The sequence below is a fragment of the Aridibaculum aurantiacum genome, assembly GCF_017355875.1.
GTDB lineage: Bacteria > Bacteroidota > Bacteroidia > Chitinophagales > Chitinophagaceae > Segetibacter > Segetibacter aurantiacus.
Genome location: NZ_JAFEWC010000001.1, coordinates 1,915,695 through 1,941,075 on the forward strand (window position 1 = coordinate 1,915,695; position 25,381 = coordinate 1,941,075).

General features: G+C 40.7%; 21 protein-coding genes, 2 tRNA genes and 1 pseudogene. 11 read left to right on the forward strand and 13 right to left on the reverse strand.

What is annotated here, in order from left to right:
- Positions 1 to 68: 68 nt before the first annotated feature.
- Positions 69 to 701: a 4'-phosphopantetheinyl transferase family protein gene (locus J4N22_RS07920; protein ID WP_207493390.1), complete on the forward strand. Its 633-nt coding sequence runs from the start codon at positions 69 to 71 to the stop codon at positions 699 to 701.
- Here J4N22_RS07920 and J4N22_RS07925 read toward each other — a convergent pair.
- The 4 genes from J4N22_RS07925 to J4N22_RS07940 form a co-directional block, all read right to left on the reverse strand.
- Positions 698 to 1,486: a lysophospholipid acyltransferase family protein gene (locus J4N22_RS07925; protein WP_207493391.1), complete on the reverse strand. Its 789-nt coding sequence runs from the start codon at positions 1,484 to 1,486 to the stop codon at positions 698 to 700. The two genes, J4N22_RS07920 and J4N22_RS07925, sit on opposite strands and share 4 nt — an antisense overlap.
- Before the next feature lie 30 nt (positions 1,487 to 1,516).
- The gene (locus tag J4N22_RS07930) at positions 1,517 to 1,813 is read right to left on the reverse strand and encodes a putative quinol monooxygenase (RefSeq protein WP_207493392.1); all 297 of its coding nucleotides are present in this window, start codon (positions 1,811 to 1,813) and stop codon (positions 1,517 to 1,519) included.
- On the reverse strand, positions 1,813 to 2,640 hold the full coding sequence (locus J4N22_RS07935) for an SAM hydrolase/SAM-dependent halogenase family protein (protein WP_207493393.1): 828 nt from the start codon (positions 2,638 to 2,640) through the stop codon (positions 1,813 to 1,815). The genes J4N22_RS07930 and J4N22_RS07935 overlap by 1 nt, the downstream gene beginning before the upstream one ends.
- 656 nt (positions 2,641 to 3,296) lie before the next feature.
- Positions 3,297 to 3,369: transfer RNA gene (locus J4N22_RS07940), tRNA-Lys, on the reverse strand.
- Positions 3,370 to 3,539: 170 nt separating this feature from the next.
- Between J4N22_RS07940 and J4N22_RS07945 the strand changes: the two genes are divergently transcribed.
- Positions 3,540 to 4,346, forward strand: coding sequence for an SDR family oxidoreductase (locus J4N22_RS07945; protein WP_207493394.1), 807 nt, complete (start codon positions 3,540 to 3,542; stop codon positions 4,344 to 4,346).
- 24 nt (positions 4,347 to 4,370) lie between these two features.
- Here the strand turns inward: J4N22_RS07945 and J4N22_RS07950 are convergent, their stop codons facing one another.
- Both J4N22_RS07950 and argS read right to left on the reverse strand, forming a co-directional pair.
- Entirely contained in the window at positions 4,371 to 5,213 is an 843-nt protein-coding gene (locus tag J4N22_RS07950) for a CHAD domain-containing protein (protein WP_207493395.1), read from the reverse strand.
- A gap of 159 nt (positions 5,214 to 5,372) precedes the next feature.
- Positions 5,373 to 7,265: an arginine--tRNA ligase gene (gene argS / locus J4N22_RS07955; RefSeq protein ID WP_207493396.1), complete on the reverse strand. Its 1,893-nt coding sequence runs from the start codon at positions 7,263 to 7,265 to the stop codon at positions 5,373 to 5,375.
- Between the two features lie 75 nt (positions 7,266 to 7,340).
- Here argS and J4N22_RS07960 point away from each other — a divergent pair, with 75 nt between their 5' ends.
- The gene (locus J4N22_RS07960) at positions 7,341 to 7,847 is read left to right on the forward strand and encodes a GtrA family protein (RefSeq protein WP_207493397.1); all 507 of its coding nucleotides are present in this window, start codon (positions 7,341 to 7,343) and stop codon (positions 7,845 to 7,847) included.
- Between the two features lie 69 nt (positions 7,848 to 7,916).
- Here the strand turns inward: J4N22_RS07960 and trxA are convergent.
- A pseudogene (gene trxA, locus J4N22_RS07965) lies at positions 7,917 to 8,258 on the reverse strand (thioredoxin); the annotation flags it as partial.
- 142 nt (positions 8,259 to 8,400) lie between these two features.
- Positions 8,401 to 8,865: a response regulator gene (locus J4N22_RS07970; protein ID WP_207493399.1), complete on the reverse strand. Its 465-nt coding sequence runs from the start codon at positions 8,863 to 8,865 to the stop codon at positions 8,401 to 8,403.
- A 160-nt stretch (positions 8,866 to 9,025) separates the two neighbouring features.
- Here J4N22_RS07970 and J4N22_RS07975 point away from each other — a divergent pair, with 160 nt between their 5' ends.
- The 4 genes from J4N22_RS07975 to J4N22_RS07990 are packed head-to-tail and all read left to right on the forward strand — an operon-like array spanning position 9,026 to position 13,806.
- Entirely contained in the window at positions 9,026 to 9,784 is a 759-nt protein-coding gene (locus tag J4N22_RS07975) for a hypothetical protein (protein WP_207493400.1), read from the forward strand.
- A 12-nt stretch (positions 9,785 to 9,796) separates the two neighbouring features.
- Positions 9,797 to 10,435 carry a methyltransferase family protein gene (locus J4N22_RS07980; RefSeq protein WP_207493401.1) on the forward strand — a complete coding sequence of 213 codons (639 nt, stop codon included), beginning with the start codon at positions 9,797 to 9,799 and terminating at the stop codon, positions 10,433 to 10,435.
- Positions 10,436 to 10,448: 13 nt separating this feature from the next.
- On the forward strand, positions 10,449 to 12,656 hold the full coding sequence (locus tag J4N22_RS07985) for a 7TM diverse intracellular signaling domain-containing protein (RefSeq protein WP_207493402.1): 2,208 nt from the start codon (positions 10,449 to 10,451) through the stop codon (positions 12,654 to 12,656).
- A gap of 10 nt (positions 12,657 to 12,666) precedes the next feature.
- The gene (locus J4N22_RS07990; protein WP_207493403.1) at positions 12,667 to 13,806 is read left to right on the forward strand and encodes a hybrid sensor histidine kinase/response regulator; all 1,140 of its coding nucleotides are present in this window, start codon (positions 12,667 to 12,669) and stop codon (positions 13,804 to 13,806) included.
- 332 nt (positions 13,807 to 14,138) lie between these two features.
- Here J4N22_RS07990 and J4N22_RS07995 read toward each other — a convergent pair whose 3' ends face one another.
- Positions 14,139 to 14,405: a hypothetical protein gene (locus tag J4N22_RS07995; protein ID WP_207493404.1), complete on the reverse strand. Its 267-nt coding sequence runs from the start codon at positions 14,403 to 14,405 to the stop codon at positions 14,139 to 14,141.
- Between the two features lie 275 nt (positions 14,406 to 14,680).
- On the opposite strand from J4N22_RS07995, the gene J4N22_RS08000 reads away from it, so the two are divergent.
- A complete protein-coding gene (locus J4N22_RS08000; protein ID WP_207493405.1) occupies positions 14,681 to 15,427 on the forward strand; it encodes an N-acetylmuramoyl-L-alanine amidase in 747 nt (248 codons plus the stop codon).
- 77 nt (positions 15,428 to 15,504) lie between these two features.
- On the opposite strand, the gene J4N22_RS08005 is transcribed toward J4N22_RS08000, so the two are convergent.
- The 4 genes from J4N22_RS08005 to J4N22_RS08020 all read right to left on the reverse strand — a co-directional run bounded on the left by J4N22_RS08005 (position 15,505) and on the right by J4N22_RS08020 (position 19,665).
- Positions 15,505 to 18,156, reverse strand: coding sequence for a TonB-dependent receptor (locus J4N22_RS08005; protein WP_207493406.1), 2,652 nt, complete (start codon positions 18,154 to 18,156; stop codon positions 15,505 to 15,507).
- A gap of 116 nt (positions 18,157 to 18,272) precedes the next feature.
- A complete protein-coding gene (locus J4N22_RS08010) occupies positions 18,273 to 18,878 on the reverse strand; it encodes a DUF445 domain-containing protein (RefSeq protein WP_207493407.1) in 606 nt (201 codons plus the stop codon).
- Between the two features lie 61 nt (positions 18,879 to 18,939).
- Positions 18,940 to 19,013: transfer RNA gene (locus J4N22_RS08015), tRNA-His, on the reverse strand.
- Between the two features lie 52 nt (positions 19,014 to 19,065).
- Complete coding sequence (locus J4N22_RS08020) at positions 19,066 to 19,665, reverse strand: hypothetical protein (RefSeq protein WP_207493408.1); 600 nt, start codon at positions 19,663 to 19,665, stop codon at positions 19,066 to 19,068.
- Between the two features lie 159 nt (positions 19,666 to 19,824).
- Between J4N22_RS08020 and J4N22_RS08025 the strand changes: the two genes are divergently transcribed.
- The 3 genes from J4N22_RS08025 (at position 19,825) to J4N22_RS08035 (ending at position 25,333) form a co-directional block, all read left to right on the forward strand.
- On the forward strand, positions 19,825 to 21,948 hold the full coding sequence (locus J4N22_RS08025; RefSeq protein WP_207493409.1) for a carboxy terminal-processing peptidase: 2,124 nt from the start codon (positions 19,825 to 19,827) through the stop codon (positions 21,946 to 21,948).
- A gap of 230 nt (positions 21,949 to 22,178) precedes the next feature.
- Complete coding sequence (locus J4N22_RS08030) at positions 22,179 to 22,904, forward strand: polysaccharide biosynthesis/export family protein (RefSeq protein ID WP_207493410.1); 726 nt, start codon at positions 22,179 to 22,181, stop codon at positions 22,902 to 22,904.
- Between the two features lie 41 nt (positions 22,905 to 22,945).
- Positions 22,946 to 25,333, forward strand: a complete 2,388-nt coding sequence (locus J4N22_RS08035) for a GumC family protein (protein ID WP_207493411.1) — start codon at positions 22,946 to 22,948, stop codon at positions 25,331 to 25,333.
- Positions 25,334 to 25,381: the final 48 nt, after the last annotated feature.

The following is a 25,381-nucleotide window of genomic DNA, read 5'->3' on the forward strand; positions in this document are numbered from 1 at the left end:
CTCCAACCTCCTTCTCCTCCTTCTGCAAATAAATCGTAATTCTGCAATCTAAAACCAGTAATCTACAGTTGCCGCTGTTTTATCAACAAAATATCAACGAGCACACCCGGTTGGGCATTTGGAGAATAGAAGAGCCAGAAGAATTTTTTCTCGAAGCTGTTCCATTGCAAGCTGCCATTACACACCCGCAAAAGAGGTTACAGCATCTTGCGGGCCGCTATATGTTGGCTCATTTATTTCCTGGTTTTCCTTATCATGAGATACTGATCGCAGATACACGCAAGCCTTATCTTCCAAACGAACAATATCATTTCTCTATTTCGCATTGTAGTAGTTATGCAGCCGCTATTGTAAGTACTGAAAGTAGAGTAGGAGTAGATGTTGAACTGGTAACCGCAAGAGTTGAAAAGATCAAGCATAAGTTTCTTCATCCTGATGAATTGCGTTTTGTAAATGCTCAATTGCCTTCTCAGCAGTTACAGTTGCTTTCCTTGTTATGGAGTGCAAAAGAGGCTATGTTCAAATGGTACTCTTATGGCGATGTAGACTTCAGCGAGATGCTGCGCGTATTTCCTTTCATTCTAGCGAACAAGGGAACAATAGATGCATGTTTTATTGGAACTGCTATGCAGGTGCCTCTCACGCTGCATTACCAGTTGTTTGATGATCTATGCATGGTACAAGTGATGAGTGATCATTAAGCATCATTGCTGCTTTCATTTGCTGCAGTAGCAGCTGGGTAGCTTCTATACCTTCGTAAGCCTTCCTCCATTTTTCTATGTACAAGTTGTTTCAATGCTGCTACGTCTTTCATGTGCAGCCCTGCAACAGGTATCTCTTCCAGGAAAACAACACGACACTGCCCGGGGGTAAGCATAAAGATGCTGCTATAGTGCAAGCGATCCAGCGCATCAACGAACAGTACAGGCTTGATGGGTGTTTGCGTTTCTATTGCTATGCGAAAGGCCCCATCAAAAAATTCTTTCAGTGGTTGTTCGGTCTCGTTAAAAGTACCTTCAGGAAAAATGAATATTGAGATGTGTTTGCGCAAGGCTGTTTTCAATAGCCTTACACTTTTTGCCCGACGTTCTGCATTCTTTCTTTCTACCAGTATTACTGCGCGTTTGTAAATTGAACCAAACAACGGATACTTCACCATTTCATATTTACCCAGTACCCGCACCGGCTGATCCATTGCAATTACTATAGGCGGTATATCCATATACGAACTATGGTTGGCGACAAAGATGTAAGTGCCTTCTGTGTTGTGCGGTACCTCGTAAATATTCTTATGTCTTATTCCAACAAAGAAGTACCAGGTGAGTCCCCATACTTTACAAACCTGATAGATGAAATTGCCGCCTTTTACCTTGCCAAAAAAAGATCCTACAATAACAAACGGAAGTGCAACGATCATAGTGATGATGAACAGGAGCAAGGCGTATATACAGTAGATCCACTGCAGCGGTTTAAGGATGTATTTCATCAACCAGTACTTAGGTGCTAAAGATAAAGGTTATGGTAAAACCACCACCTGGTTGATAGACCATGCTTCGGGCTTGCCTGCAAACAGTTGTTTGGTTTGTTGCCACGTATCGGCGAAGAAGGATGAATGCCTGTAAGCATCCAGGGCATCAGCAGATACCCAATGACTGTACGTGAAGAAGATAGCGGGGTGTAAACGGTCTTGCCAGAGCTCAAGGTGCATGCATCCTTCAAAGTTCCTTATCTGTTTTTTACGGCCTTCAAAGAACGTTTTGAACTCTTCTATTGCATCGTCCCTGAAAGTCATTTTTACTACACGCACCAGCATTATTCAAAAAAGATTTTTACGGTTTGGTAAAACCATTTGTTCTGTAGCGACATGCTTTGCTTTTGCATAGCCTCAGAAAAGCCTTGTAAGCCGAATAAGCCCGCTGCATTCCCTTTGTTGATGGCTATCTCCAAATAACCGGCAGAGTTGAAATATGCCACCTTCTCGCCTTGTGGAACGCATGCATAAGATTCACTTATGCTATCAATCACTTCATCGCGTTTAAATACAATTTTGAAGTTTCTGCCGTTACGCTCTTTTTCAAAGTCACTGCGGGTAATGTTCACAATCACATTTTCAAAATTGTCGATGTAGAGTATCTGCCCTTCCATGGTGGTTGGACTGGTAACATACTTCAACCGCAGTTTCTCTACAATAGCAACACCAGGATCGCCAATAGCATCCAGGGATTTACCCTGCAGCAATTGCTGGTAAGCAGCTATAATGGTAGCAGTACACGTAAGTGTAGTGGGAGGTTCGCCTGCAGGCAACGGCAAGCCTACTACATACTCTGGTGTGCCATCCAATATCATTGTTAGTAAACCATTATCGGCACAGGCAATGTATTGCTGGTTGTGGTAAGCGAGCAGCATCTGTTTTGGCTTTTCATCAAACATGTTTACCAGCACCATGTGAAAAGTATTCTTTGGAAAATACTTAAATGCACTGCAGCAGAAGTATGCTGCCTGCGGGTAATTGAAGGATGATAATTGGTGAGAGATGTCTACTATGTTCACCTGCTCCAGCACCGAGTATAGTTGACCTTTAACCGCCGCTACCAGGTAGTCTTCTAAGCCAATATCGGAGGTCAATGTTACTATGGGCATATGTGCTGTTACTCTTCGGTTGTTGTAGTACGGGTGCTTATAAAACCAAATGTTCTATACCAGGATTAGTACTTGATTGGTTTACACCACTGATCAGGATATGTGATACTGCTATACGCAGGTATCAACTGCAAAGCGACCATAAAATTTACAACTCATCAAGGATAATATGTATTTGTTGATAAAATTCCAGGTGGTAGTGTTGTATCCACATCATGCATTTGATTGTTTGAATGCAGGTAGAAGAGGTAAAATAAAAGTTAGGAATGAACAGGCTGTATTCATGATTTACATAAATGCACACTATAGGTGGACTTGTTAATTATTAATTGATGATGGTTCTGGTCCAATGCGGTTTTATATTCTTCAAGGATTGAAAGCAACCAGGAACTTGTATACCATAAACTATGTTCCCTATACAACTATGACCCTATGTGTTAAATGGTTCTATTGGAACATATAGCGTCATAGGAACAGTAGAGCACATAGCGTATGATGAGCTTTGCAAAAATTTTGCAAGCCGCCATACTTACTAATGATGAAAGGAGCGTCGCAACAAATGTTGATGGTTGAAATGTAGCTGGTGAAAAAAAATAGAAAATGAGAGGGAATGGAGTAAAACAAAAAAGCCCCACATTTCTGTGAGGCTTATCTTGTGAACCCGCTGGGACTCGAACCCAGGGCCCATACATTAAAAGTGTATTGCTCTACCAACTGAGCTACGAGTTCTTCCTTTTTTCAAGCGCTACCGTTAGGCGTTGTTTGAATTGGGAGTGCAAAAATACAGGCAGAAGATATTCGCGCCAAATTTTTTCTGAAAGTTTTTTTCTTCTGCTCAAAATTATTGGTCAAAACTATTGTGCCACAACTCTGTTACTTTTGCAGCCAACATAAAATAGATGTCTTACTTCAGTAACAAAGTAGTAGTAGTAACAGGTGGTTCCGATGGTATAGGTAAAGCTCTTGTAGAAAAACTTTTAGAGCAAGGTGCCACTGTAGCAACATGTGGTCGCAACCACGATAAGTTGTACCAATTGCAATTGCAGCAAACAGGAAGGCCGCTTTTTACTATGTCGGCTGATATAGGCAAAGAAGCAGATTGCAAGAAGTTTATTGATACCGTAGCCAAAACATATGGTCGTATTGATGTGCTGATCAACAATGCCGGTATATCAATGCGGGCTATGTTCCAGGAATTAGAACTGGAGACGCTGCGCCAACTAATGGATGTGAATTTTTGGGGCACTGTTTATTGTACCCGCTATGCATTACCAGAAATCATCAAAACTAAAGGAACCATTACAGGCATTTTGTCTGTAGCTGCATTCAGGGGATTGCCTGGCAGAACGGGTTATAGTGCCAGTAAATTTGCTGTAAATGGATTTTTGGAGGCACTGCGTACAGAGGTAATGAATGAGGGTGTAAATGTAATGTGGGTTTACCCAGGTTTTGTGTCGAGTAACATAAGAAATGCGGCACTGAACCAGGATGCAAAGCCACAAGGCAAAACGCCTATGAACGAAGCAGAGATGATGACACCGGAAGAATGTGCTGACAAGATCCTGTTTTCTATAAGGAAAAGGCACAGGTCGCTTATACTTACTTCGCTGGCTAAACGTACTTTATTCATGACGCGGTTTCTGCCGCAGGTTGCAGATAAAATGATCCGCAAGTTTTATTTTAAAGAAGGTAAGTTGATAAAGTAAGGTTAGCTACATGTCCATGTAGGGTTACAATGCACACTCTCTTTTCATTGATCTACCTGGGGCTTGCATCTTTGTCTTCAGCTTGTGTAGCATCTCAATAACCTGTAAACGTACCTGCTCTTTTTCTACCTGAAGCTGTGTGGCAATTGCTTCTAAAATTTCTAATTCTCTTGCTACGGTTGATTGATATTGAATCTCTTCCTGGAGATGATTGATAGCAATACACTTGTCTCTAAAACAAGCCAAGGTTTGCACAACGTAAATGATTTCTTTCTTATCAAGCGCTGCTGGCAGTGCATTAACCGGGAAGAAGTGCCAGTTGAATAGCAGGTTCTTCAACAGTTTTCTTACCTGGTGTATCTTAATCTCTTTGTAAGTGGCAGCAAGTAGTGTTTCAAGTTCGTAAAGCTTATCAGCAACATATCTTTTAATCGCTTGTTCATTCGCCTGGTAAGGCAGGTTACCAACCATCATCTCTTCATCCTCGTTGAAGTTGGTGTCATTGCTCATACAATCAAGCGCTTGTTTCTTCCAGTATATCTCTTCACGTTTTAGCTTGGCTAAATATTCTTCTGGAACAGAATTGGAATTCATGGTGCAATAATCAATTACCAGTTGCTGCTGTAGCTGCAGGTTCCGGATAATACCTACATAGCCATAAAAGTTTTTGATCTTCTTTGTAAGGGTAGGAGTGATGACGCTTTGGTAATGATATCCTATCAGCCCAAGAAATGCACGCAATTTCTTTACTTCAATTCTAAAGTCGTGGATGGCGCCAGTATCAAAGTCCTTTAGCAGCTTGCAAGCGCCTTTATTTACGTCTTTAAACTTTTCATGTATAGCCTGTGCAAATGCTTTCTCTTTCATAACTATAGGTTTGCTATCAACAGGCAAAACTATTTTCTTGTATTGCCTGTAAAAACGACAACCATCAGTGAAAAAGTTGATTGTCCTCATGGAGCAGCAGCAGGTGCAAATAAAAACAGCCGACATTGCTGCCGGCTGTTTTGAAAAAAGAAATATTATTCACATCCTTTCAGGTACTTCTATACCGAGCAAACGCATAGCAGTATTGATTACTTGGGAAGTGAATTGTGATAGTTGTAAACGCAGTTCTTTTTTCTCCTCGCTCTCAGCATTCAGAACAGAATGTTTTGTATAAAATGAATTGTAGCTCTGTGCCATGTTGAATGCATAAATGGCCAGCTTGGAAGGATCGTGCTCCTGTGCTGCTTCTCTTACTACAGAAGGGAACTGCTCCAAAAGAACAACCAAGGATTTTTCTAAAGGTAAAAGTTCACCAGTCAATCTTGCTCCTGTAGGTTGCTGCTTGCGAAGCATGCTCTTGATACGTGCATGCGTGTACTGAATGAACGGACCAGTAAATCCATGGAATTCTATGCTTTCTTCAGGATTGAATATGATGCGCTTCTTTGGATCTACACGTAGTAAAAAGAACTTGAGTGCACCGAGGCCAATAATGTGGTACAGGTGCTTCAATTCTTCTGCAGTAAAGTCTTCTACTTTGCCGAGTTCTTTGGTCTTCTGTTCAGCTATTTTCTCCATCTCATCTACCATGTCATCTGCATCTACCACAGTGCCCTCACGGCTTTTCATTTTACCATGTGGCAGTTCTACCATGCCATAGCTTAGGTGTTGTATACCATTGGCATATGGCGCACCCAACTTCTGCATGATGAGCTTCAGCACCTTCATGTGGTAGTTCTGTTCATCTGCTATAACATAGATGCTTTCATCAATTCCAAACTCTTCATACTTCTGCTTAGCTAGTCCAATATCCTGCGTTATATATACTGATGTTCCATCCTTTCTCAATACAAGCTTCTCATCAAGGCCATCAGCTGTCAGGTCTATCCACACGCTTCCATCTTCTTTTCTGAAGAGCACACCTTTTTGTAAACCTTCTTCTACAATGTCCTTGCCCAACAAGTACGTATTGCTTTCATAGTATATCTTATGGAAGTCGGTGCCAATTCTTTGATAGGTTTCATCAAAGCCTTTGTACACCCAACTGTTCATTTGCTTCCAAAGATTAAGCACTTCTTCATCTCCTTGTTCCCACTTCAGCAGCATTTGTTTTGCTTCTTTCATTATGGGTGTATGGTTGCGTGCAAACTCTTTTAATTCCGCTTTTACTTCAGCATGTTTCTCTTTATTGCCTTCTGCGGTGTATTTTTCCATTGCCTGTAAAAGGCCAGTAATTTTCTTTACTTCTTCTTCTTCAAATCCTTTTAACTGGCGGCTAAGAAGATTGTCCATCACAACTTCTGCCTCTGCTTTAAGGTCTTGTTCAAACATCACATAGTAATCACCAACCAGGTGATCGCCTTTTTTACCGGTAGATTCAGGAGTAGCGCCATTAGCATGTTTTTGCCATGCAATCATGCTTTTGCAGATATGGATGCCCCTGTCATTTACAATACAAGCTTTGAATACTTCATTACCATTTGCCTTCAGTATTTCAGCTGCACTCCAGCCTAAAAAGTTGTTGCGCAGGTGACCCAGGTGCAAAGGCTTGTTGGTGTTGGGCGATGAATATTCAACCATCACTTTTTTACCCGAAGGCGCAGCGTGACCAAAATTGGCATTTGCATATTCGGCTTGTAAAAAGTTGGTCCAGACATCGGTTGAAATAGAAAGGTTGAGAAAACCTTTGATGACATTGAAATTGGTAAAGAACGAGCTATTGTTTTGTACCAGGTGACTTCCCAGTTCATTTCCCAGTGCTTCCGGGGCTTTCTTTAACTGCTTTATAAACGAGAACAATACCAACGTATAGTCACCTTCAAATTCTGGTTTGGTTTCATTTACAGTAATGGCATCCTGCGAGATGGATAGGCCATATAATTGATTTATAGCTTGTACGGCGGCTTCTTTTATCTGTGCTACAACACTCATTCTTTAACGATTTGGGGCTCAAAAGTACAATTTACAACCTTATCTTCGCAGGCCTTATCAGTTACCCCTAATCCTATGCGAGGATTGCTATTGAATGTTATAGACTTTTTTTATCCGCCGTTTCGCAGCATCATGCCGCTGCAAACGTTCCGGTATGCCGCATGCGGAAGTTTCAATACAGTGCTTGATATTACCCTGTATGTTATCTCTATCAACTTTTGGTTTACCGAGCCTGTAGTTCATCTAGGCCCCATAGCTTTGAAACCGCATATTGCCGCATTCCTGGCTGCATTTTGTGTTTCATTCCCTGTAGGATTTTATTTTAGTCGTTACCTTGTTTTTACTGAAAGTAATCTTCGTGGGCGCATACAGCTTGTACGGTATTTTGTACTGGTGCTTGCATGTATAGGGCTCAACTATATCTTCATTAAATTCTTTGTTGAGCAAATGCAGTTATTACCTGTACTAGCGAAAATCTTGACAACAGTGATAGTGGTTACATTTAGTTATCTCAGCCAAAAGCATTTTACTTTCAAGGTGAAGACGATAAAGCTACATCACCTGGAGAAGCCGGATCTCTAACTAGTTTGAAATGTATATAAACAAAAAAAGCAGGCGTTATGCCTGCTTTTTTTATGCGATGCACTTAGCTTATAAGTGCGACTGTATCTTTTTATCCAGTACAGATTTTGGTACTGCACCAATTTGCTTGTCTACTACTTGTCCACCTTTGATGAACAGGATGGCAGGAATAGAAGTGATACCATAGTTCACGCTCAGTGTCGGGTTTTGGTCCACGTTCACTTTTCCTATGTTCACCTTACCATCGTATTCCTTAGCCAATTCTTCTACTACCGGACCTATAGCGCGGCAAGGACCACACCATTCAGCCCAAAAATCTATAACTGTAAGCTTATCGCTATCCAGAACAGTAGATTGAAAATTGGCATCGGTAAATTCTAAAGCCATGTTGTATAAATTTAATTGTTTTGAATTTTCTGACCGGTTGGCTACCGGATCTGTTTAAAGAGGAACAAATTTACAGCCATTCGTAGGAATATGCAGTATTGACTTGTTAACCACCTGTTGATTTCGCTAAACATGTTACCTGTGACAAAAAGACACTGACCCAAGGTTACGATAACAGGTTCTGCCTTGCCAGGAACTCCAGCTTCTTATTTGCATCTAAGAGTTTGTTAGTAAGCTCGATATTATCTTTCCTCAGTCGATATACCTCGTAAGCTTTCTCTACAAAGTTCTTTACATCTTCCTCGTTCCATGGTTTTGTTAAATATTTATAAACCTGCCCACGATTGATGGCATCAATAACCGCATTAATATCAGTATAACCTGTAATTAAAATTCGTATCGGATCTGGATGACTATCTTTTATTGACTCGAAAAATTCAATACCGGTCATTCTAGGCATTCGCTGGTCACTCAGTATTACCTGTATGTTTTCCTGTTCCAATACTTTTTGTCCTTGTTCCGCAGAGTCAGCAGTATAAACATTAAATATTCTTCTAAACGATGCTTTGAACGATACCAGGTTATGGTCTTCGTCATCGATGTATAGAACGCTTATTTTGTCGGTATTCATAATTTATGAGGATGGATTTAAGATGAAATTTTGCTTAAAGAGCAAACGAAATTAGGGTTTAAAAGTCTATGACGATTCTAGCATAACAGATGTTTAAAATATCTATTCTATTGCTGGTGTTCAATATTGGGATTTTTAGCTAAAATTTGCAGCACCCCCCATGATTACAGAAATACGTATACGAGCTTTTAGAGCTGTTGATGATCCCGAGACATGCCTGAAATTTATTGCAGGACACCGCCATGTACTTTCTATCTATGGTATAGAAAATATTACCACCAACACCGATGACTGGATGTACAATCCAAGCATTTTTTGCATAGTAGTAGAAAGCCTTGATGGCGAAAAACTCTATGGCGGTGCACGTGTGCAGGCAGCTGATGGTATTCATCCGCTTCCTATAGAAGAGGCTACTGGTAAAATGGATCCGCGTATCCACGACCTGGTAAAGCATTATTCACAATTTGGTGCGGCCGAATTATCCGGTCTTTGGAACTCAAAGGAAGTAGCCGGTTTTGGTATAGGAAGTTTATTTCCTTCTAGGGTGGCAGTGGCCATATGCGACCAGATAGGTATTGATGTCATCTTCACCCTTTGTTCGCCGGCCACTGTTCGATTTAAAGATTGGATAGGAGGTACCGTGATCAAAGAAATAGGTAACGAAGGAACATTTTACTACCCGAAGATCGACCTGTTAGCAACAGCTTTGTATAATCTTGACACCGTACGTTTACCAACAGCGCATGCCAGGGAGCGAGAAAAGATATTTGCACTGAGAAAGGACCCGGAGTGCGTAGAGCAGGAGCGATCACCTTTTAAGAACCAGATGATCAATGTTCATTATGCTTTGCGTATTGCTTCAGCCAATCCAACAGAGTTTAAGATGAAGCAGGAAGTAAAGGAAACCCAATCCATTTAAATAACATATTCTATGAAAAAAGTAACACTGGCTATTGTGAGCAATGTGCTTATGATAGTGCTGCCGCTACTGGCTGTTCCTTCACTGATGTTGCATTATAAGATCCTTGTGCTTATTGTTATCAGCGTTGCTATGTGGCTAACCATGCCTGCAGTAACAGCAGAAGAAACCAGTGAGAAGAAGGATAGCGACAAGTTTTCGGTGCTGCTGATATTGATCATGTCTGTAATAAGTGTGATGGCGCCTGTGATAGATTGGGCTTATTTTATGCAAGATCAATCTTCCTTTACATGGGTTACTTCATTAGGAATTGTGATGATGCTTAGCGGAATGCTCTTCAGGGCGTGGGCTGTAAAAACATTGGGCGAATTTTTCACTGCTACGGTTCAGATTAAAAATGATCATCAACTGGTTACTGCTGGTCCTTATAGCATTGTACGTCATCCGAGTTATACCGGTGCTTTTCTTTCTATAGTTGGAAGTGCTGTTGTTTTACATAGTTGGATAGGCTTTGCTATAGCATTTGCCTGTATGACCATAGCCTATTATGTGCGGATAAGAATTGAAGAAACAAAGCTGACTGCGCACTTTGGACAGGTATATCTACAGTACCAACATACTACCAAGAGAATTATTCCGTTTATCTGGTAATACAATTGTGAGAATGAGGTTTTTATCAGGTAGCAGGCATTGGCCCCGCTTCATCTTTAGCGGATGGATGTGGGTGATATGCTTTTGCTTGTTGAATTATGCCTCGTTTGCCAATCCTTCAATTGTCAAAGTCACTTCCAGCGATAATGCAGTTTCTATAGCACCTTACCTGCAGCAATACATCGATCCTAAAGACAAAGTATCTACTCTTGAATCGGTTTTATCATCTGCAGAATTTACCCCATTTGTTGGCGAGATTCCGAACTATGGATTGAACACTAAAAGTGTATGGCTGCGGTTTACGGTCAAAAATAATACCCCCCGGAGAACCCTTTACCTCGAGATACCTTACACCAACTTATCGCAGCTAAAGCTTTACCACCAGCAACAGGGGAATTTTGCGCTACTTGCACAGGATGGTAATACTTTACCCATACAGGAAAAAGTAGCAGCTACACCTAATTATGTATTAGATCTGCAACTGCCGCCAGGCGCGCAAAAGGAGTTTATCCTTCACGTGTATAGCAATCATCCTGTTATTCTGCCGGCCTTTGTAGGCAGTGATGTCTCTGTTCATAAATCAAACACGCTGCTGGCATTCATCGTTAGTTCCTATATGGGCATACTGCTCATAATGTTCGTTTACAACCTGTTCTTGTTTATGGTAACCAGGGACAAGAACTACTTCTACTACACGCTTTATATTTTCTTAGTGGCACTTGCCCAGTTAGCAATGAGCGGTTATGGTTACATGTATTTCTGGCCTGCTTTTACAGAATTCAATAAGTACTCGGTTATCTGGACATCTTCTTTGTCAGCGATTGCAGGCATCGTATTCTCCATGTTCTTTTTGCGAACAAAACATTACTCTCCAAGACTGCACAACATACTCCTGGCGCTTATCGGCATTTACATCATCGGCATGATTTCATGCTTGCTTGGCGGTACTACTTTGAGCTACATGATACTCAACTACAACAGCTTGTTGGTTGCTATAGCATTGTTGTCTGCTTCAATTTATATAGCACGTCAAGGTTTTCGTTCAGCGTACTTCTATCTTATTGCCTGGTTGGCATTGTTACTTTCTTTCATCGTTCTCATTTTGCGCAACCTGAACGTGATGCCTTACAACACGTTTACTGCCTACGTTTTCTATATGGGCTCTGCCATAGAAGTTGCGCTTCTTTCCATTGCACTTGCTGACAGGATCAACACGCTGCGTAGAGAAAAAGAAGCCTCACAGGCTGAAGCACTAAATGCTTCAAGGGAAAATGTAAAGCTGGTACGGGAGCAAAACATGATCCTTGAAAGAAAAGTGGCAGAAAGGACAGAGGAATTGCAGGAAACGAACGAGCAACTTTCTGAAGCATTTAAAGAACTGAAAGATGCGCAGATACAATTGGTGGAAGCAGAGAAAATGGCTTCGCTTGGTCAACTTACTGCAGGTATAGCCCATGAGATAAATAACCCTATCAACTTCGTGAAATCGAACATCAAGCCACTGCAGCTCGATTTTGCTGATATGGTAGAAGTGATAGATGCGTATGAAAAACTGCATACGCTGGAAGATGAAAAGATTGCTTCGCAGCTGAAAAACATAATTAAACTGAAGCAGGAACTTGACATTGATTTTTTAAAATCGGAAATTGATAGCCTGCTCAATGGTATAAAAGACGGAGCAGAACGTACAGCCGAAATAGTGCGTGGGTTGAGAACTTTTAGCAGGTTAGATGAAAGCCAGATAAAGACAGTAAACATTCACGAAGGAATTGAGTCTACCCTTGTATTGTTGCGCAACAGCAGCCCTGATCATGTAAAAATTACTATGGATTTTAAAGCCGATGGCAATATTGAATGCTTCCCTGGTAAGTTGAACCAGGTATTCATGAACATCATCAGCAATGCGATACAGGCTATAAAGGGTAAAGCTAATAAGCAACCGGAGTTCATCAATATATCTACCACTGATGTAGGTGAAGACGCAATAGAAATAAGAATAAAAGATAGCGGCCCGGGCATGTCAGCCGAGGTAAAGCAGAAGATATTTGAGCCATTTTTTACTACAAAGGATGTAGGCGAAGGAACTGGCTTAGGTTTAGCAATAGTTTTTAAGATCATCCAGGAGCATTCAGGCAAGATAGATGTAATGAGTGCAGAAGGAGAAGGGGCAGAATTCATTATCCAATTACATAGGATCATTCCTGAAAAACCAAGTATTTAAATCCAGTACAATGAGTACAATCCAACCAGCAAATAAAATCCGGGTACTTTATGTAGATGATGAGCCCAATAATCTTCTTGCATTCAAAGCCTCGTTTAGAAGAAAGTTTGAAATTTTCACTGCTCATTCTGCTGCTGAAGGTATTTCTGTACTCAACTCCGAAATGGTTCATGTAGTTATTGCTGATCAACGGATGCCTCAGTCTACTGGTGTTGAATTTTTTGATATTGTGCGTGTTTCACATCCTGAACCTGTAAGGATGTTGCTTACAGGTTATACAGATGTAGAAGCCATTGTTGATGCAATTAATAAAGGACAAATCTTTCGTTACATCAAAAAGCCATGGGATGAACTGGAACTGGAAACAGCCATCAACAACGCTTTTGAAGTTTATCATACACGTCTTCAACTCAAAGAGAAAGTACAAGAACTGGAAAGAACGAACGATGAGCTAAATCGTTTTGTTTATAGCACATCACATGATCTGCGTTCGCCGCTGGCTTCTGTTATGGGTGTTTTGAATTTGGCCAAAATGGAAAAGTCGGTGATAGATCCTAATGGCTACATGCAGATGATAGAAAGCTGTATCCAGAAAATGGATTTCTTCATCCTGAAAGTGATCGAGTACTATAAAAGCATTAGGGTAGAGGAAGTAAACCAGCCGGTAGATTTTAAAATGCTCATCAACGAAAGCATTGAACTGTGCAGGATGCAAAACCCGGCTATAACTTTCAAAGTAGAAGTAAACCAGCCACGACAGTTTTATGTAGATGTATTTAGGATGTCAGTGATACTGAATAACCTTATTTCGAATGCGGTTAAATACCAGAAGCCGGATGAGCTAAATCCAATTGTAAAACTGGTGGTAGATGTAACCGACGAAAAGGCGGTTATCAGTATAGAAGATAATGGTGTTGGTATTTTAGAAGATCATGTCAACAATATCTTCAAGATGTTCTTTAGAAGCAATTTCACTGTTAATGGATTAGGGATTGGTCTGTATATAGTGAAAGAAGCTTTGAACCGAATAGGCGGCGAAATTTCTGTTAAGTCAAAACAAGGTGACGGAACCAAGTTCGAAGTTTCTATTCCGAATAAATTGCCTGTTACTTCCAATAAACCTAGCCAGCTGGTAGCGGAAGAAATATAACTAGCTTACTTCTTGTTCCGGCTCCACACTTCAAATATTGGTTCACCTCGTGAGCTCAAACCACTGTGGTGCCAGTCGCTGCCTAGCAGGTGACCATCAAATTGAAGAGAGGAGCCTACGCGGCTATTGTTTCTTGAAAAGAAATTGATGTGCTCTGTATACTTTCCATCTTTAAAAGTGTATGTGCCGCCGCCTGTGCCGAAGAATTCCTTGGTAGCTGGATTGATTGCTGCCCACTGAAACCTTGTACCGCTTAAGATCTTGATGGTTTTTCTTGGGCCTGTTTGGTGAATAGTTTGCAGCGAATCTCCCTGTTTACGAGCAGTAATATGTCATAGCCCAGCCAGGTGTTCTTCACCTTTATCTATCTTTTCAAAAACCATTTGTTGTTGATCAATATCCAGGGTTAGCTTATCATCTTTCACTGTCACCAGGAACTTCAGCGTGTCTCCAATGTTCTCTTTTTTCTGCGTATCAAATTCTACCGCTATAGCCAGTTGGTTAGTGGTTACAGTATAGGGACCTCCTTTGGCGTAGTTGAAATTTTTGGGATCAGAACTATAAGCTGTATGCGTAAAATAGCCATCCACAAAAAGCAATACATGATGGTTGCCTCCTTCTTTATATTCTCAACTTCCATTTAGATTGTCTTCTGCGTGTAGATTTCCAGCAATTGAAAAAATAGCCTTGAAAAGCAGGAAGATGATTAGATGCCCTTGTTTTTGTAATGAATGCATACGTACGAGTTTTAGAAGATTATACGCCGGCGGGGCTGAAGGTTAATATTACAGCAAAAGAAGAATTTGAAATATGCTGTTCCGGTACTTGCAACTGCCCTTCTTATATATTAAATTAGTGATATAAAACATTCCATATGATAGCTATCACTCAAAATTTTATTACCAACCGCAACCGGCCTTTTAAGAATCTTACCCAGTTAAAAGGGATCGTTATTCATTACACAGCCAACTACGGCAAAGGAGCAAATGCAGATGCACACCGCAAATACATTGGCAGGGATCTTACTTCTAAGAATGGCTCACCTTTAAAAGTTTCCGCTCATTATTTTGTTGATGATAGTAAAATCATTCATTGTGTACCCGACAAAGAAGTAGCCTACCACTGCGGTTCAGGACCAGGATTACCTTATACTGAATTGGCTAACGAAATAAGACAAGGTAAGTCTGCCAATGATTTTTTAATAGGAATAGAAATGTGTGTGAATGTAGACTGTAATTGGTCGAAGACATACCAGAACACCGTAGACCTTACAGCACACTTGTTGCTGAAGTATAACCTAACGGTTGAGAAGGTGTTTAGGCATTTTGATATAACCCACAAGGTGTGCCCTAAGATGATGGTGGAGGACCCTGCGCTATGGATACAATTTAAGAATGATGTTTATGCAAAGACTACGGGAATGAGCGCTATCACAGTTCATAGTGGTAAAGTGATAGCCAAGGCTTTAAATGTTAGAAAAACGCCTGTTGTTGAACAAAATAACCTGGTTAAAACAATTCCACATAATCATGTAGTGACTATATACGAAAGTAAAAATGGTTGGTTGAGAATTGGCCCCAACCAATGGGTAAAAGAAGATTATGTTTCTATAACTAATTAAACTGTCCGTCCGAATTCTCCCATAAAAAAAAGAGGCTGCCTTTTTAGGCAGCCTCTACTTTATATAAGACAATGATCTTATTGCATCATCATATCACCACCACCCTGATCTGCACGTGTATTCTTTCTTCTTAGCAGGTTCACATCAAACTTACCAAAGCGGTAGCTGAAGTTTAAACGCGCTACTTGCGGGTCCCTTCTTTGCTCAGTGGTCTGAACAAGAATAGGAGACACAGAATACGTACTATAGATCTGAGTTCTGAAGATATCGTTCATGCTCAAAGTAAGCGATGCACTGTTTCCGCCTTTCCAAGTCCAGTCTTTGCGAATAGCAATATCAAAGCTGTAGCGAGGGTTGATATAACCTTGTGCTGTACCAATATTTGGTGAGCCAAACATACCGCCACCACGACCGCCACCACGTCCACCTTCTTGTGGTAAAACAGTTCTTGCATAGTAATCACCTGAGAACTGGATCGAGTAGTTCTTAGGAAGTTTAAAGTTGTTGTTCAATTTCACAAACCAGCTGGTTCTTTGGTTGGTGAGGTTTCCTTGCTGCGCGTCAGAAAGATTGATCTTGCTGTTAAACAAGTTGAAGTTGATGGTGTTATCCCACCACGTGGTCACAGGTACGCGATTAGTCAATTCAATACCATAAGTAAAGCCGGTATTAGCATTTACGAAAGTATTGTAAGGAAGGCTGTCGCTTGTGCTGTAATAGCCTGCAGTATCAGGATTTACACCTACATACTGGAAACGCGTGATCAGGTTCGTATTGTGTTTGAAGAATGCGTTTGCCAGGAAGTTAGCTCCACGCTTGTACGAGTTGTTATACGATAGTTCCAATGAATTGGTGAATTCAGGTTTCAATCCTGCATTACCAACAGATATATTCTGCGGGTCAGAGAAGTTTATGAAAGGCATCAACTGGAAGAAGTTAGGGCGGTTGATCCTTCTTGAATAGTTTGCCTGTAGGTCTTCCTTATCAGATAACCTGTAAGTGATGAATGCACTTGGGAAAAGCGATACCGGGAACTTTACTTTGAAGTTCAGGTTGCTGTCAAGCCCAGAAACAGACTTCAGCTTTAACGTTCCATCATAATCAGAACTTTCTACACGTAAGCCTAGTTGATAGCTCCACTTGTTTACTTTAAAGCTATAGTTGCCGTATGCAGCATACACTTTATCTGTAAACTTATACCTGTTGGTGATATTTGGAGATATCTCGTATTTACCTGTATTGAAGTTGAAGAATGATTGGTTAAGATCGTTTTCGAAATCCCTGATAGCTACGCGGCCACCAAACTCCATTTTCTTGTTGTCACCAATTGGGTTTACATAGTCAGTCTGGAAAACGTAGTTGTTGGTTTTACCACCACCAATCGATTGTTGCAAAACCTGTCTTGTAGTTTCATTAGCTCTGAAGGTTCTTGTATCGATCAGGCTTGTATTGCTGTTGTTGTTGCTATTGTAGTTCGCGTCGGCGGTCCACTCATGTCCAGGTTTTGCAAACAGGTGTTTAAAGCTTATTTGCGAACCATAGTTTCTCATGTTGAAGTTGCTCACTAGATCTACCTGGTTGTACGATTTGAATATTGAATTTACAATAGAGTCAATTCTTTGGTCGCTGGTATTGTCAAATGATCCACGGTTGTAGTTACCAGAGAAAGATAAAGTGTTCCTGTTATCAATGAAGTAATCAAAACCTCCCCTGATAAAGCCAAAAGCTCCTTTATTTATTCCCTGCCCGTCCTGAAGAATTCGCACAGGATTATTAAGGTTTGTTCTGTCGTTATCTGTCCACGAAAGTGACTTACGTTGGTTTAGCATACCATTCAGGAAGAAGTTTACCTTGTTTTGACGCAGGTTCAGGTCTGCACCCAGGTTCACCATTCCGCGGCTGTCAATACCAGTTCTTACTCCACCGTTGTAGCCAACCTTCCTGTTCTTTTTAAGAACGATATTAAGGATACCGGCGTTACCACCAGATGCATCAAACTTTGCAGAAGGATTTGTGATCAATTCTACTTTATCTATAATGTCAGCCGGAATTTGATCAAGTGTAAGTGTGGTAGGACGACCATCAACAAAAAGCTGAGGTGCTGCATTTCTTAGTGTTACGTTACCATCTATATCTACACTGATGGATGGAATGTTTCTCATCACTTCGGTAGCAGTCTGGCCTACACTTGTCAGGTTCTTATCTACATTAAAAACTTTCCTGTCTACACCCATTTCAAATAAACGTGAAGTAGATGTAACGGTTACATTACCAAGATTTGCAGCGTCTTCTTCCAGTTTAATGTTACCAAGGTCTTTATCTACCATGCTCATCATGGCTTCCATACCACCACCGCCTTGTCCACCCTGACCAGGAGGACGCAGGCCAAACGATACTTTTTGTTCTGATGCTTTAAAACCTATGGCGGAAACCTTCAGGGTAAAGTTTCCCATTACAGGCAGGTTATCCATGCTAAAATCACCGTTAGAAGCAGTTACCATAGCACGAATAGTGGCAGGTACCATTTTGCGTGTTGCAGAGTCAAAGCGGTTTCCCATCAACTGGATGGAGGCTCCATCTATGCCTTTGTTGGTTTTGCTGTTTACGATCTTGCCATACAAATGGCCAACGTTCATGTTTTGACCCATTCCCATTCCACGGCCTCCAGGCATTTGAGCCAACGATGCTGTAGCAATAAGTAGGAGAATAGGTAACATTATATTTTTCATGTACATAATTGATTTCGGTGCAAAAATCTGGTGTGATTCTACATCAGAAGTGATAAATAAGGATAAGCGGCAACTCGCAGCGGTAACTGGATAGGCAGGTAACGAGGAGGTGAAAACTATTGAGACAAGGTGGTTATCAGGATTTGAAGAAGACCAATTATGAAACCTACAAAGGCGCCAATGATCTCGATGAACCTAAATTCTTTGCTCATTATCTGGTTAAGAATACTTTCTAACTTATCAGAAGAGAAGCTGCTAACTTTTTCAACTACAATTTTTTCAAGGTCAAGATCAGATTGTAACTGGCCCATATATTGGTTCATGATGACAGGGAACATTTCTTCCAGTTCAGTCATAAAAACAGCTTTCATCATATCCAATGTTTTTTCGCCTACCAACATGGCGATCATTGGCATCTGGTCTTTCAGCTTTTCTTTTAAGAAATGATCTAGGTGCGCTTCCACTACCGGCATCACCTTTTTAAGGTTCTCCGGGTTGGTTACTTTTTTTTCAATGTCAGAAAAGGAGAGGAGTTCATTGCTAACAAGTTTGCCTAATTTTTCTGCAAACTGTCGTTGTCTCTTTGGAAATATCCCCTGGAAAGTGATCCCTAAGATTTTCTTAGGTACTCTTGGGTGAAACAGCATTTTGATCGCTATCCAGTTAGTGAACCAACCTATAAATGCAGAAATAACAGGAATAATAAGAAGCCACCAATTCATCTTTTCATTTTAAAGCAATAAAAAACCTTGTTACATAAGCAACAAGGCATTTATCTTTTTGGGAGACCGATGGGTTTCGAACCCACGACCTTCAGTGCCACAAACTGACGCTCTAACCAACTGAGCTACGACCTCCATTTTCAAATCCGGTCGCAAAAATAGGGGAAAAACTATTTGAAAAACAAAATTATCTTACCTCTTTCAATTTGAAATTTATCCCATCATCCGCTGTAACCAACAAAGGATTATTTTCTTCTGTAAGAACACCAAAGCTTCTTTTGTTTCCTTCTTCGGCAGTTACATTATATAGAGTAAGTATTTTCGGCTTTCCTTTGTAGTTGATCTTAATGGTGCCATTGTTTACACGGGTGAATTGTTGTGAGCCGTTTCCAAAGTCCATTGCAGTTGCTCCTACAGTTGCAATGTCGCGCCAGTTTTTCTTACTTAGCCAAAGTGTACTCTTGCCTTTACCCGCTGTTGAGAATATGTTATTGTATGCAGTGTTGTCTTTAACGGCAGCTGCTTCTATCATTACAGCAGAGCGGTTATTTTTTTGAGGAACATCATAAGTGAAATTGATACTGTTCCCAAAGCTCTTTACATGAACCAGGAGATCGTACGTTTCACCGTTATCTTGTACCTGGTAAACGAGAATATCGCCAGGTTTTATGGCAAAGGTTGATTCTTTACTCTTCCAGAAGCGGCTCTTGGTAGGCCTTGGGTTGTCTTGTGCAAACGTTGCTGATAATAAGGATACGCAGATAAAAGCTAATAGGATATGTTTCATAATTCTTAACGCCGTGCAGATGATTATGTTACGGCACAATAATTACGACTAAAAATTAATACCATCCATCCAAAAAACCTTTGTTAAGATACACCATGACCAACTTTACTCGTTCTTAATACTTTATTTTTGAGTCTAATGAATAAACTGTTTCAAATTATGCTTAATCGGAAAGTACTGCCTTTGGTACTGGTGATGATTTTCGCTGGTGTGTTCTGGGCCTTCCAGTCGCAGGGCGAAAATGGAAAATCCCTTACTACCCAACAAAAGATCCTTACTACTCTTGGTTCTATCATTGAGCAAAATCACTATAGCCCCAAACCTATAAATGATGCTTTTTCAAAAGAAGTTTTCAAACGTTTCCTGCAATCTTTAGATCCGGATAAAAATATTTTATTGCAATCTGATATTCAGGCGCTGCGGAAGTATGAGACCACTATTGATGATGAAATTCATGGTGCCACGCTTCAATTTGTTCCCGCAGTTAATGATGTTTATAATAAACGACTGTTAGAGGTTTCTACCCTATACAAAGACATTCTTAAACAACCTTTCGATTACAGCAAGGATGAAGAAATAGTGCTGGATAATGAAAAGACAGTTTATGGAAAAAATGAAGCTGAGCGCCGCGAAAAATGGAGAAAGAAACTAAAGTTCATGGCGCTTGAGCGTTATACTGACCTTTTGGATCAACGTGAAAAGAATAAATCCACAAAAGATTATGTAGCTAAATCTGACGCTGACCTGGAAAAGGAAGCAAGGGATAAAGTGAGTAAAATAATGGACAAAACCTTTGATCGTTTGAAAGCGAAATTCACTGATGAAGAGCGTTTTAATGTTTACATCAATGCTATCACCAGTTTCCAGGATCCGCATTCTGATTATTTTCCTCCTGTAGAAAAACGTTCTTTTGATGAGCAGATGAGTGGTCGTTTCTTTGGTATTGGCGCATCACTTCGTGAAGAGGATGGCAACATCAAAATTGCCACCTTACTTACTGGTAGCCCAGCCTGGAAGAGCGGTGAATTAACAGTAGGTGATGTAGTACTGAAAGTAGGACAGGGAAGTGAAGAAGCAGTAGACCTTACTGGTTTCGCTGTTGAAGATGCTGTAAAGATCATCCGCGGAACAAAAGGAACTGAGGTGCGTCTGACGCTGCGTAAGCAGGATGGCTCTATCAAAGTAGTATCACTTATAAGAGATGAAATCGTTCAGGACGAAGTATATGTTCGCAGTGCTATCTTAAATGGTAAGCAGAAAATCGGCTATATCTATCTTCCTGATTTTTATGCGGATTACGAAAAGCCTAATGGTGCACGTTCGGCTTCAGATGTAGCCCGCGAGATCATAAAGCTGAAATCTGAAAATGTAGAAGGTATCATCATTGACCTGCGTTTCAATGGCGGTGGCTACCTGAACGAGGTTATACAAATGGTTGGACTTTTCATTCCTGAAGGTCCTGTAGTGCAGGTGAAAGACAGGGAAGGCAAACCAACTATTTACACAGTAAATGAAAAGAATGTTCTTTATACTGGTCCACTTACAGTGCTGGTAAATGAGCAAAGTGCTTCTGCCTCTGAAATTTTTGCTGCAGCTATCCAGGATTACGGTCGTGGTATTGTGCTGGGTAGTTCTTCCACTTATGGTAAAGGAACAGTTCAGCGCGCCATTCCTTTTGGTAAGCCTCTAGACTTTTTCTCTGGCAGAACTGAATTTGGTGCAGTGAAACTTACCCTTCAGAAATATTACAGGATTGATGGTGGATCTACACAATTGAAAGGTGTTATTCCTGATGTGGTTTTACCTGATGAATACGAATACCTGAAAATCCGCGAAAAGGATAACAAGAATGCAATGCCTTGGGACCAGATCAGCAAGGCTAGTTTCAGGAAATGGAACGGAACCGTAAACCTTTCTGAAGTAGCACAGGCTAGCCAGCAAAGAGTAAAAAGCAATACCAATTTTCAATTGCTTGATAAGAATGCTAAGTGGCTGGCTGAGCAAAACAACAAGATCTACAGCCTAAACCTGGAGAAATATCGTGCTGAACAGCAAGCTATTCGTTCTACTGTAAAGCAGAATGAGAAGCTGACAAAACTGGAGAATGAATTGCCGTTTGAAGGTTTGAAAGCAGATAATTCTAAGTATAATAATGTAGATAAGGAAAAAGGTGAGCGCTACAAAACGTGGCTTAAAAACTTAAGAACCGATATCTATATTAATGAAGCTACCGCAGTGGTTAGCGATATGATTAATGCGAAGAAAAGTGTAGCTAAAAATTAATTTCTTCTTTTATAAAACATTAGGCGCTGAGATCTCAGCGCCTTTTTTGTAGAACCAACTGTTTCAAACCATTTCGCCAATTTTAGATGCATCACAATGTTTGTACATAATTTGGCGTTCTTTCAGTTAAGCAATATCATTGTTGGTTGAAAAGTTTCCATACCCTTATGTTCATTAGTCTCAAAAGAGCCTTCTGCGGCCGGCCCGTATATACCTATTTTCTTTTTTTCATGATGGTGATCATGTCCGGTATGTATTCATGTACATCTCCACGAAAACTGAAGTATTTCACTAATCTATCAGACTCTGCTCTTGTGCAACTTCCTGAGCTTAAACGTTCTGAAGCAGTCATCATGCCTGATGATAAGCTTGAGATCCGGATCTCAGGTGCCAACGAAGTAACCGTAGGCATTATCAATGGTTTTACCGGAACTACAGCTTCAGCGCAAGCCACTTCATATTTAGTAGATGCAGATGGGATGGTAGAATTTCCACTAATAGGTAGAGTGAAAGCCTCTGGTTTAACCCGCGACCAGTTTAGGATACACCTGACTGAAAAAGCTTCACGGTATTTAAAAGATGCGCTTGTGACTGTTAGGTTTGTTGATTTTCGTTTTACAGTTCTTGGCGAAGTAGCCGCTCCTGGAACTTATACCGTTAACCACGAAAGAGTGACCATACTAGAAGGTATGGGTATGGCCAGGGACATGACCCAGTTTGCCCGCCGTAACAACGTAAGGATCATAAGAGACAGTAGTGGTGTAAGGCATATAGGTATTATTGATTTCAATGATAAAGGTGTACTTACTTCTCCTTATTATTACCTGCAGCGCAACGATGTGATATATGTAGAACCAGAAAAGAACAAAGGACAGATAGAACAGGCGACACGTATAGGTTCTATAGTGGCTACGCTGGTAAGTATAATAGCTGTCGGTTTAACAATTTTCAGATAAGTTTGCTGTTTGAAGCAGCTGCATTTCAATCCATTATTTAAATGAGTTACCCGGTTAATACTTCAGAAAACGAATACGCAATTTCAAACGCCAACCAGTTTGACGTTAAGAAATTCGTTTACAAAATAGTTGGCTTACTTCCCTGGTTCATACTTAGTTTGGCCATCTCCATCTTCATCGCCAGGATCTATTTGCGCTATACATTACCTGTTTATAAAATTTCTGCTTTCCTTCTTATCAAAAGCCAGGATGATGGTAACTCGGAGTATAAGACTTTGAAAGAAATGGGACTGGTGATGGGCAATAAAGATGTTCAGAATGAAATGAACATCATTAAGTCTTTCTCCCTGATGAGCCGCGTGGTTGATTCACTCAACCTGAACATCAACTTATACCGCGAAGGCCGTGTGACCGCAGCACCCATTTTTGGTGAACAATCGCCTGTTACATTCAAACTGGTTCATGAGAAAAAGAACCCAAGGCCGGTAACGCTGAAGATACTTTTAACTGAACGCCATTTTACACTTACTGGCGAAGGAACGAATGAAACGCATCCTTACGGGCAGGAGTTCGAAACAGATTTTGGGCACCTGATCGTGTACCGCAATCCCGATGTCAAGATAGATCCTAAAGGCTACACCCTTACTTACAGGGATAAGGTTAGTGTTGCAAAATCTTTTAAAAGCACATTGGATGTAAGACCAACACACGACCAGAGCGGTATTATTGAAATATCCATGCTGGATGAAATTCCTGAACGTGCCATTGCTATTGTAAACAAGCTGATGGAAGTGTACGACGTTGCAGGTCTTGATGATAAGAACATAGCCGGACGCCGTACCATTAAATTCCTGAACGAAAGAATTGACACTGTTCAGCAGGAACTGAATACAGTAGAAATATTGGCGCAACGCTTCAAATCTACTAATAAGATAAGTGACGTATCGGGCCAGGCTGGTATGTTCCTTTCGCAGGCGCTTGCTGTTGATAACCAGAAGTCGGACCAGTATACCCAGTTGAAAGTATTGGAAACGCTGGAAAATTACCTGGTAAACCAGAAAGGTTCAAATGAGTTGCTTCCTTCAGGTTTAGGTATAACAGAAGCATCCTTAATGGCTTTGATTTCTACACACAACCAACTGGTGCTTGAGAAGCAGCGTGTTGCTTTAAAAAGCACTGATGACGATCCGGGTATCAAGCAATTCAACTCGCAGTTAGCCGACATCAAGCAGAACCTGTTGCGCAATATTGCAGTTTTGAAAAGTGGTTATAAAACAACGCTCAACCAGATATCCAGCAACTACAGCCAGATTGAAGGAAAAATTGCCAGCCTTCCTGCTAAAGAAAGGGAGCTTATCAATATTAGCCGCCAGATCAACCTGAAAGAAAACCTGTACAACTACCTGCTTCAAAAGAGGGAAGAGACAGAGCTTTCGCTTGCATCCAACATCAACAATACGCGTATCATTGACAGCGCCTATAATACCGGTCCTATCAAACCTATTGCATCTAACATCCAGATCCTGGCACTATTGATCGGGCTTGCTGTGCCTACACTAATCATCGTATTGCGCGACTTCTTCAACAATAAGATCAATGATCGTAAAGAGATAGAAGAAGGTACAACTGTTCCTATTTTGGGTGAATTGACCTACGAGAAGAATAGTAAGAAGATAGTGATCGATACTAAGAGCCGCAGCCCTATCTCTGAACAATTCCGTCTTATTCGTACCAATATCCAGTACATGGGTGCGGAAAGGCCGGTGAAAACAATATTGGTCTCTTCGTTTATGAGTGGTGAAGGAAAAAGTTTTGTATCGCTGAACCTGGCAAGTAGCATGGGTATCACAGGTGCTAAGACCATCATTCTTGAATTTGACCTGCGTAAGCCAAAACTCAGCAAGTACCTGAATGTACCGGGAGAGCTGGGAATATCTAATTATATCATCAAGGATATACCGGTTGAAAGCATTATTCAAAAGGTGCCTAACAATGACAATATCTACGTGATCAGTTCAGGACCTATTCCACCTAACCCGGCGGAGTTACTGTTAAGTCCAAAGACAACCAAGTTGTTTGAATACCTGCAGGAAAATTTTGATACAATTATAATTGATACGGCTCCGGTAGGATTGGTTACAGATGCATTATTGCTGGAGAAATATGCTGATATGACCATGTTCATCATCAGGCATAAGTTCAGCAATAAGCTGGTGATACCTTATGTTGAAAAGCTTAATAGAGATAAGAAATTTAAGAGCCTTTCATTAATCGTGAATGGCATCAAAGATGAATCTTCGTTCGGCTATGGATATGGCTATGGCTACGGTTATGGCTATGGATATGGTTACGGTTATGGCTATTATGTACAGGAGAAAAAGAAGGGTTTCTTAGGAAACCTTATGGGCAACTTTAGCCGAAAAGACTAATAGATAGGATATGGCTTATTTTGTTATTTCATTCCAAAACAACTGCAA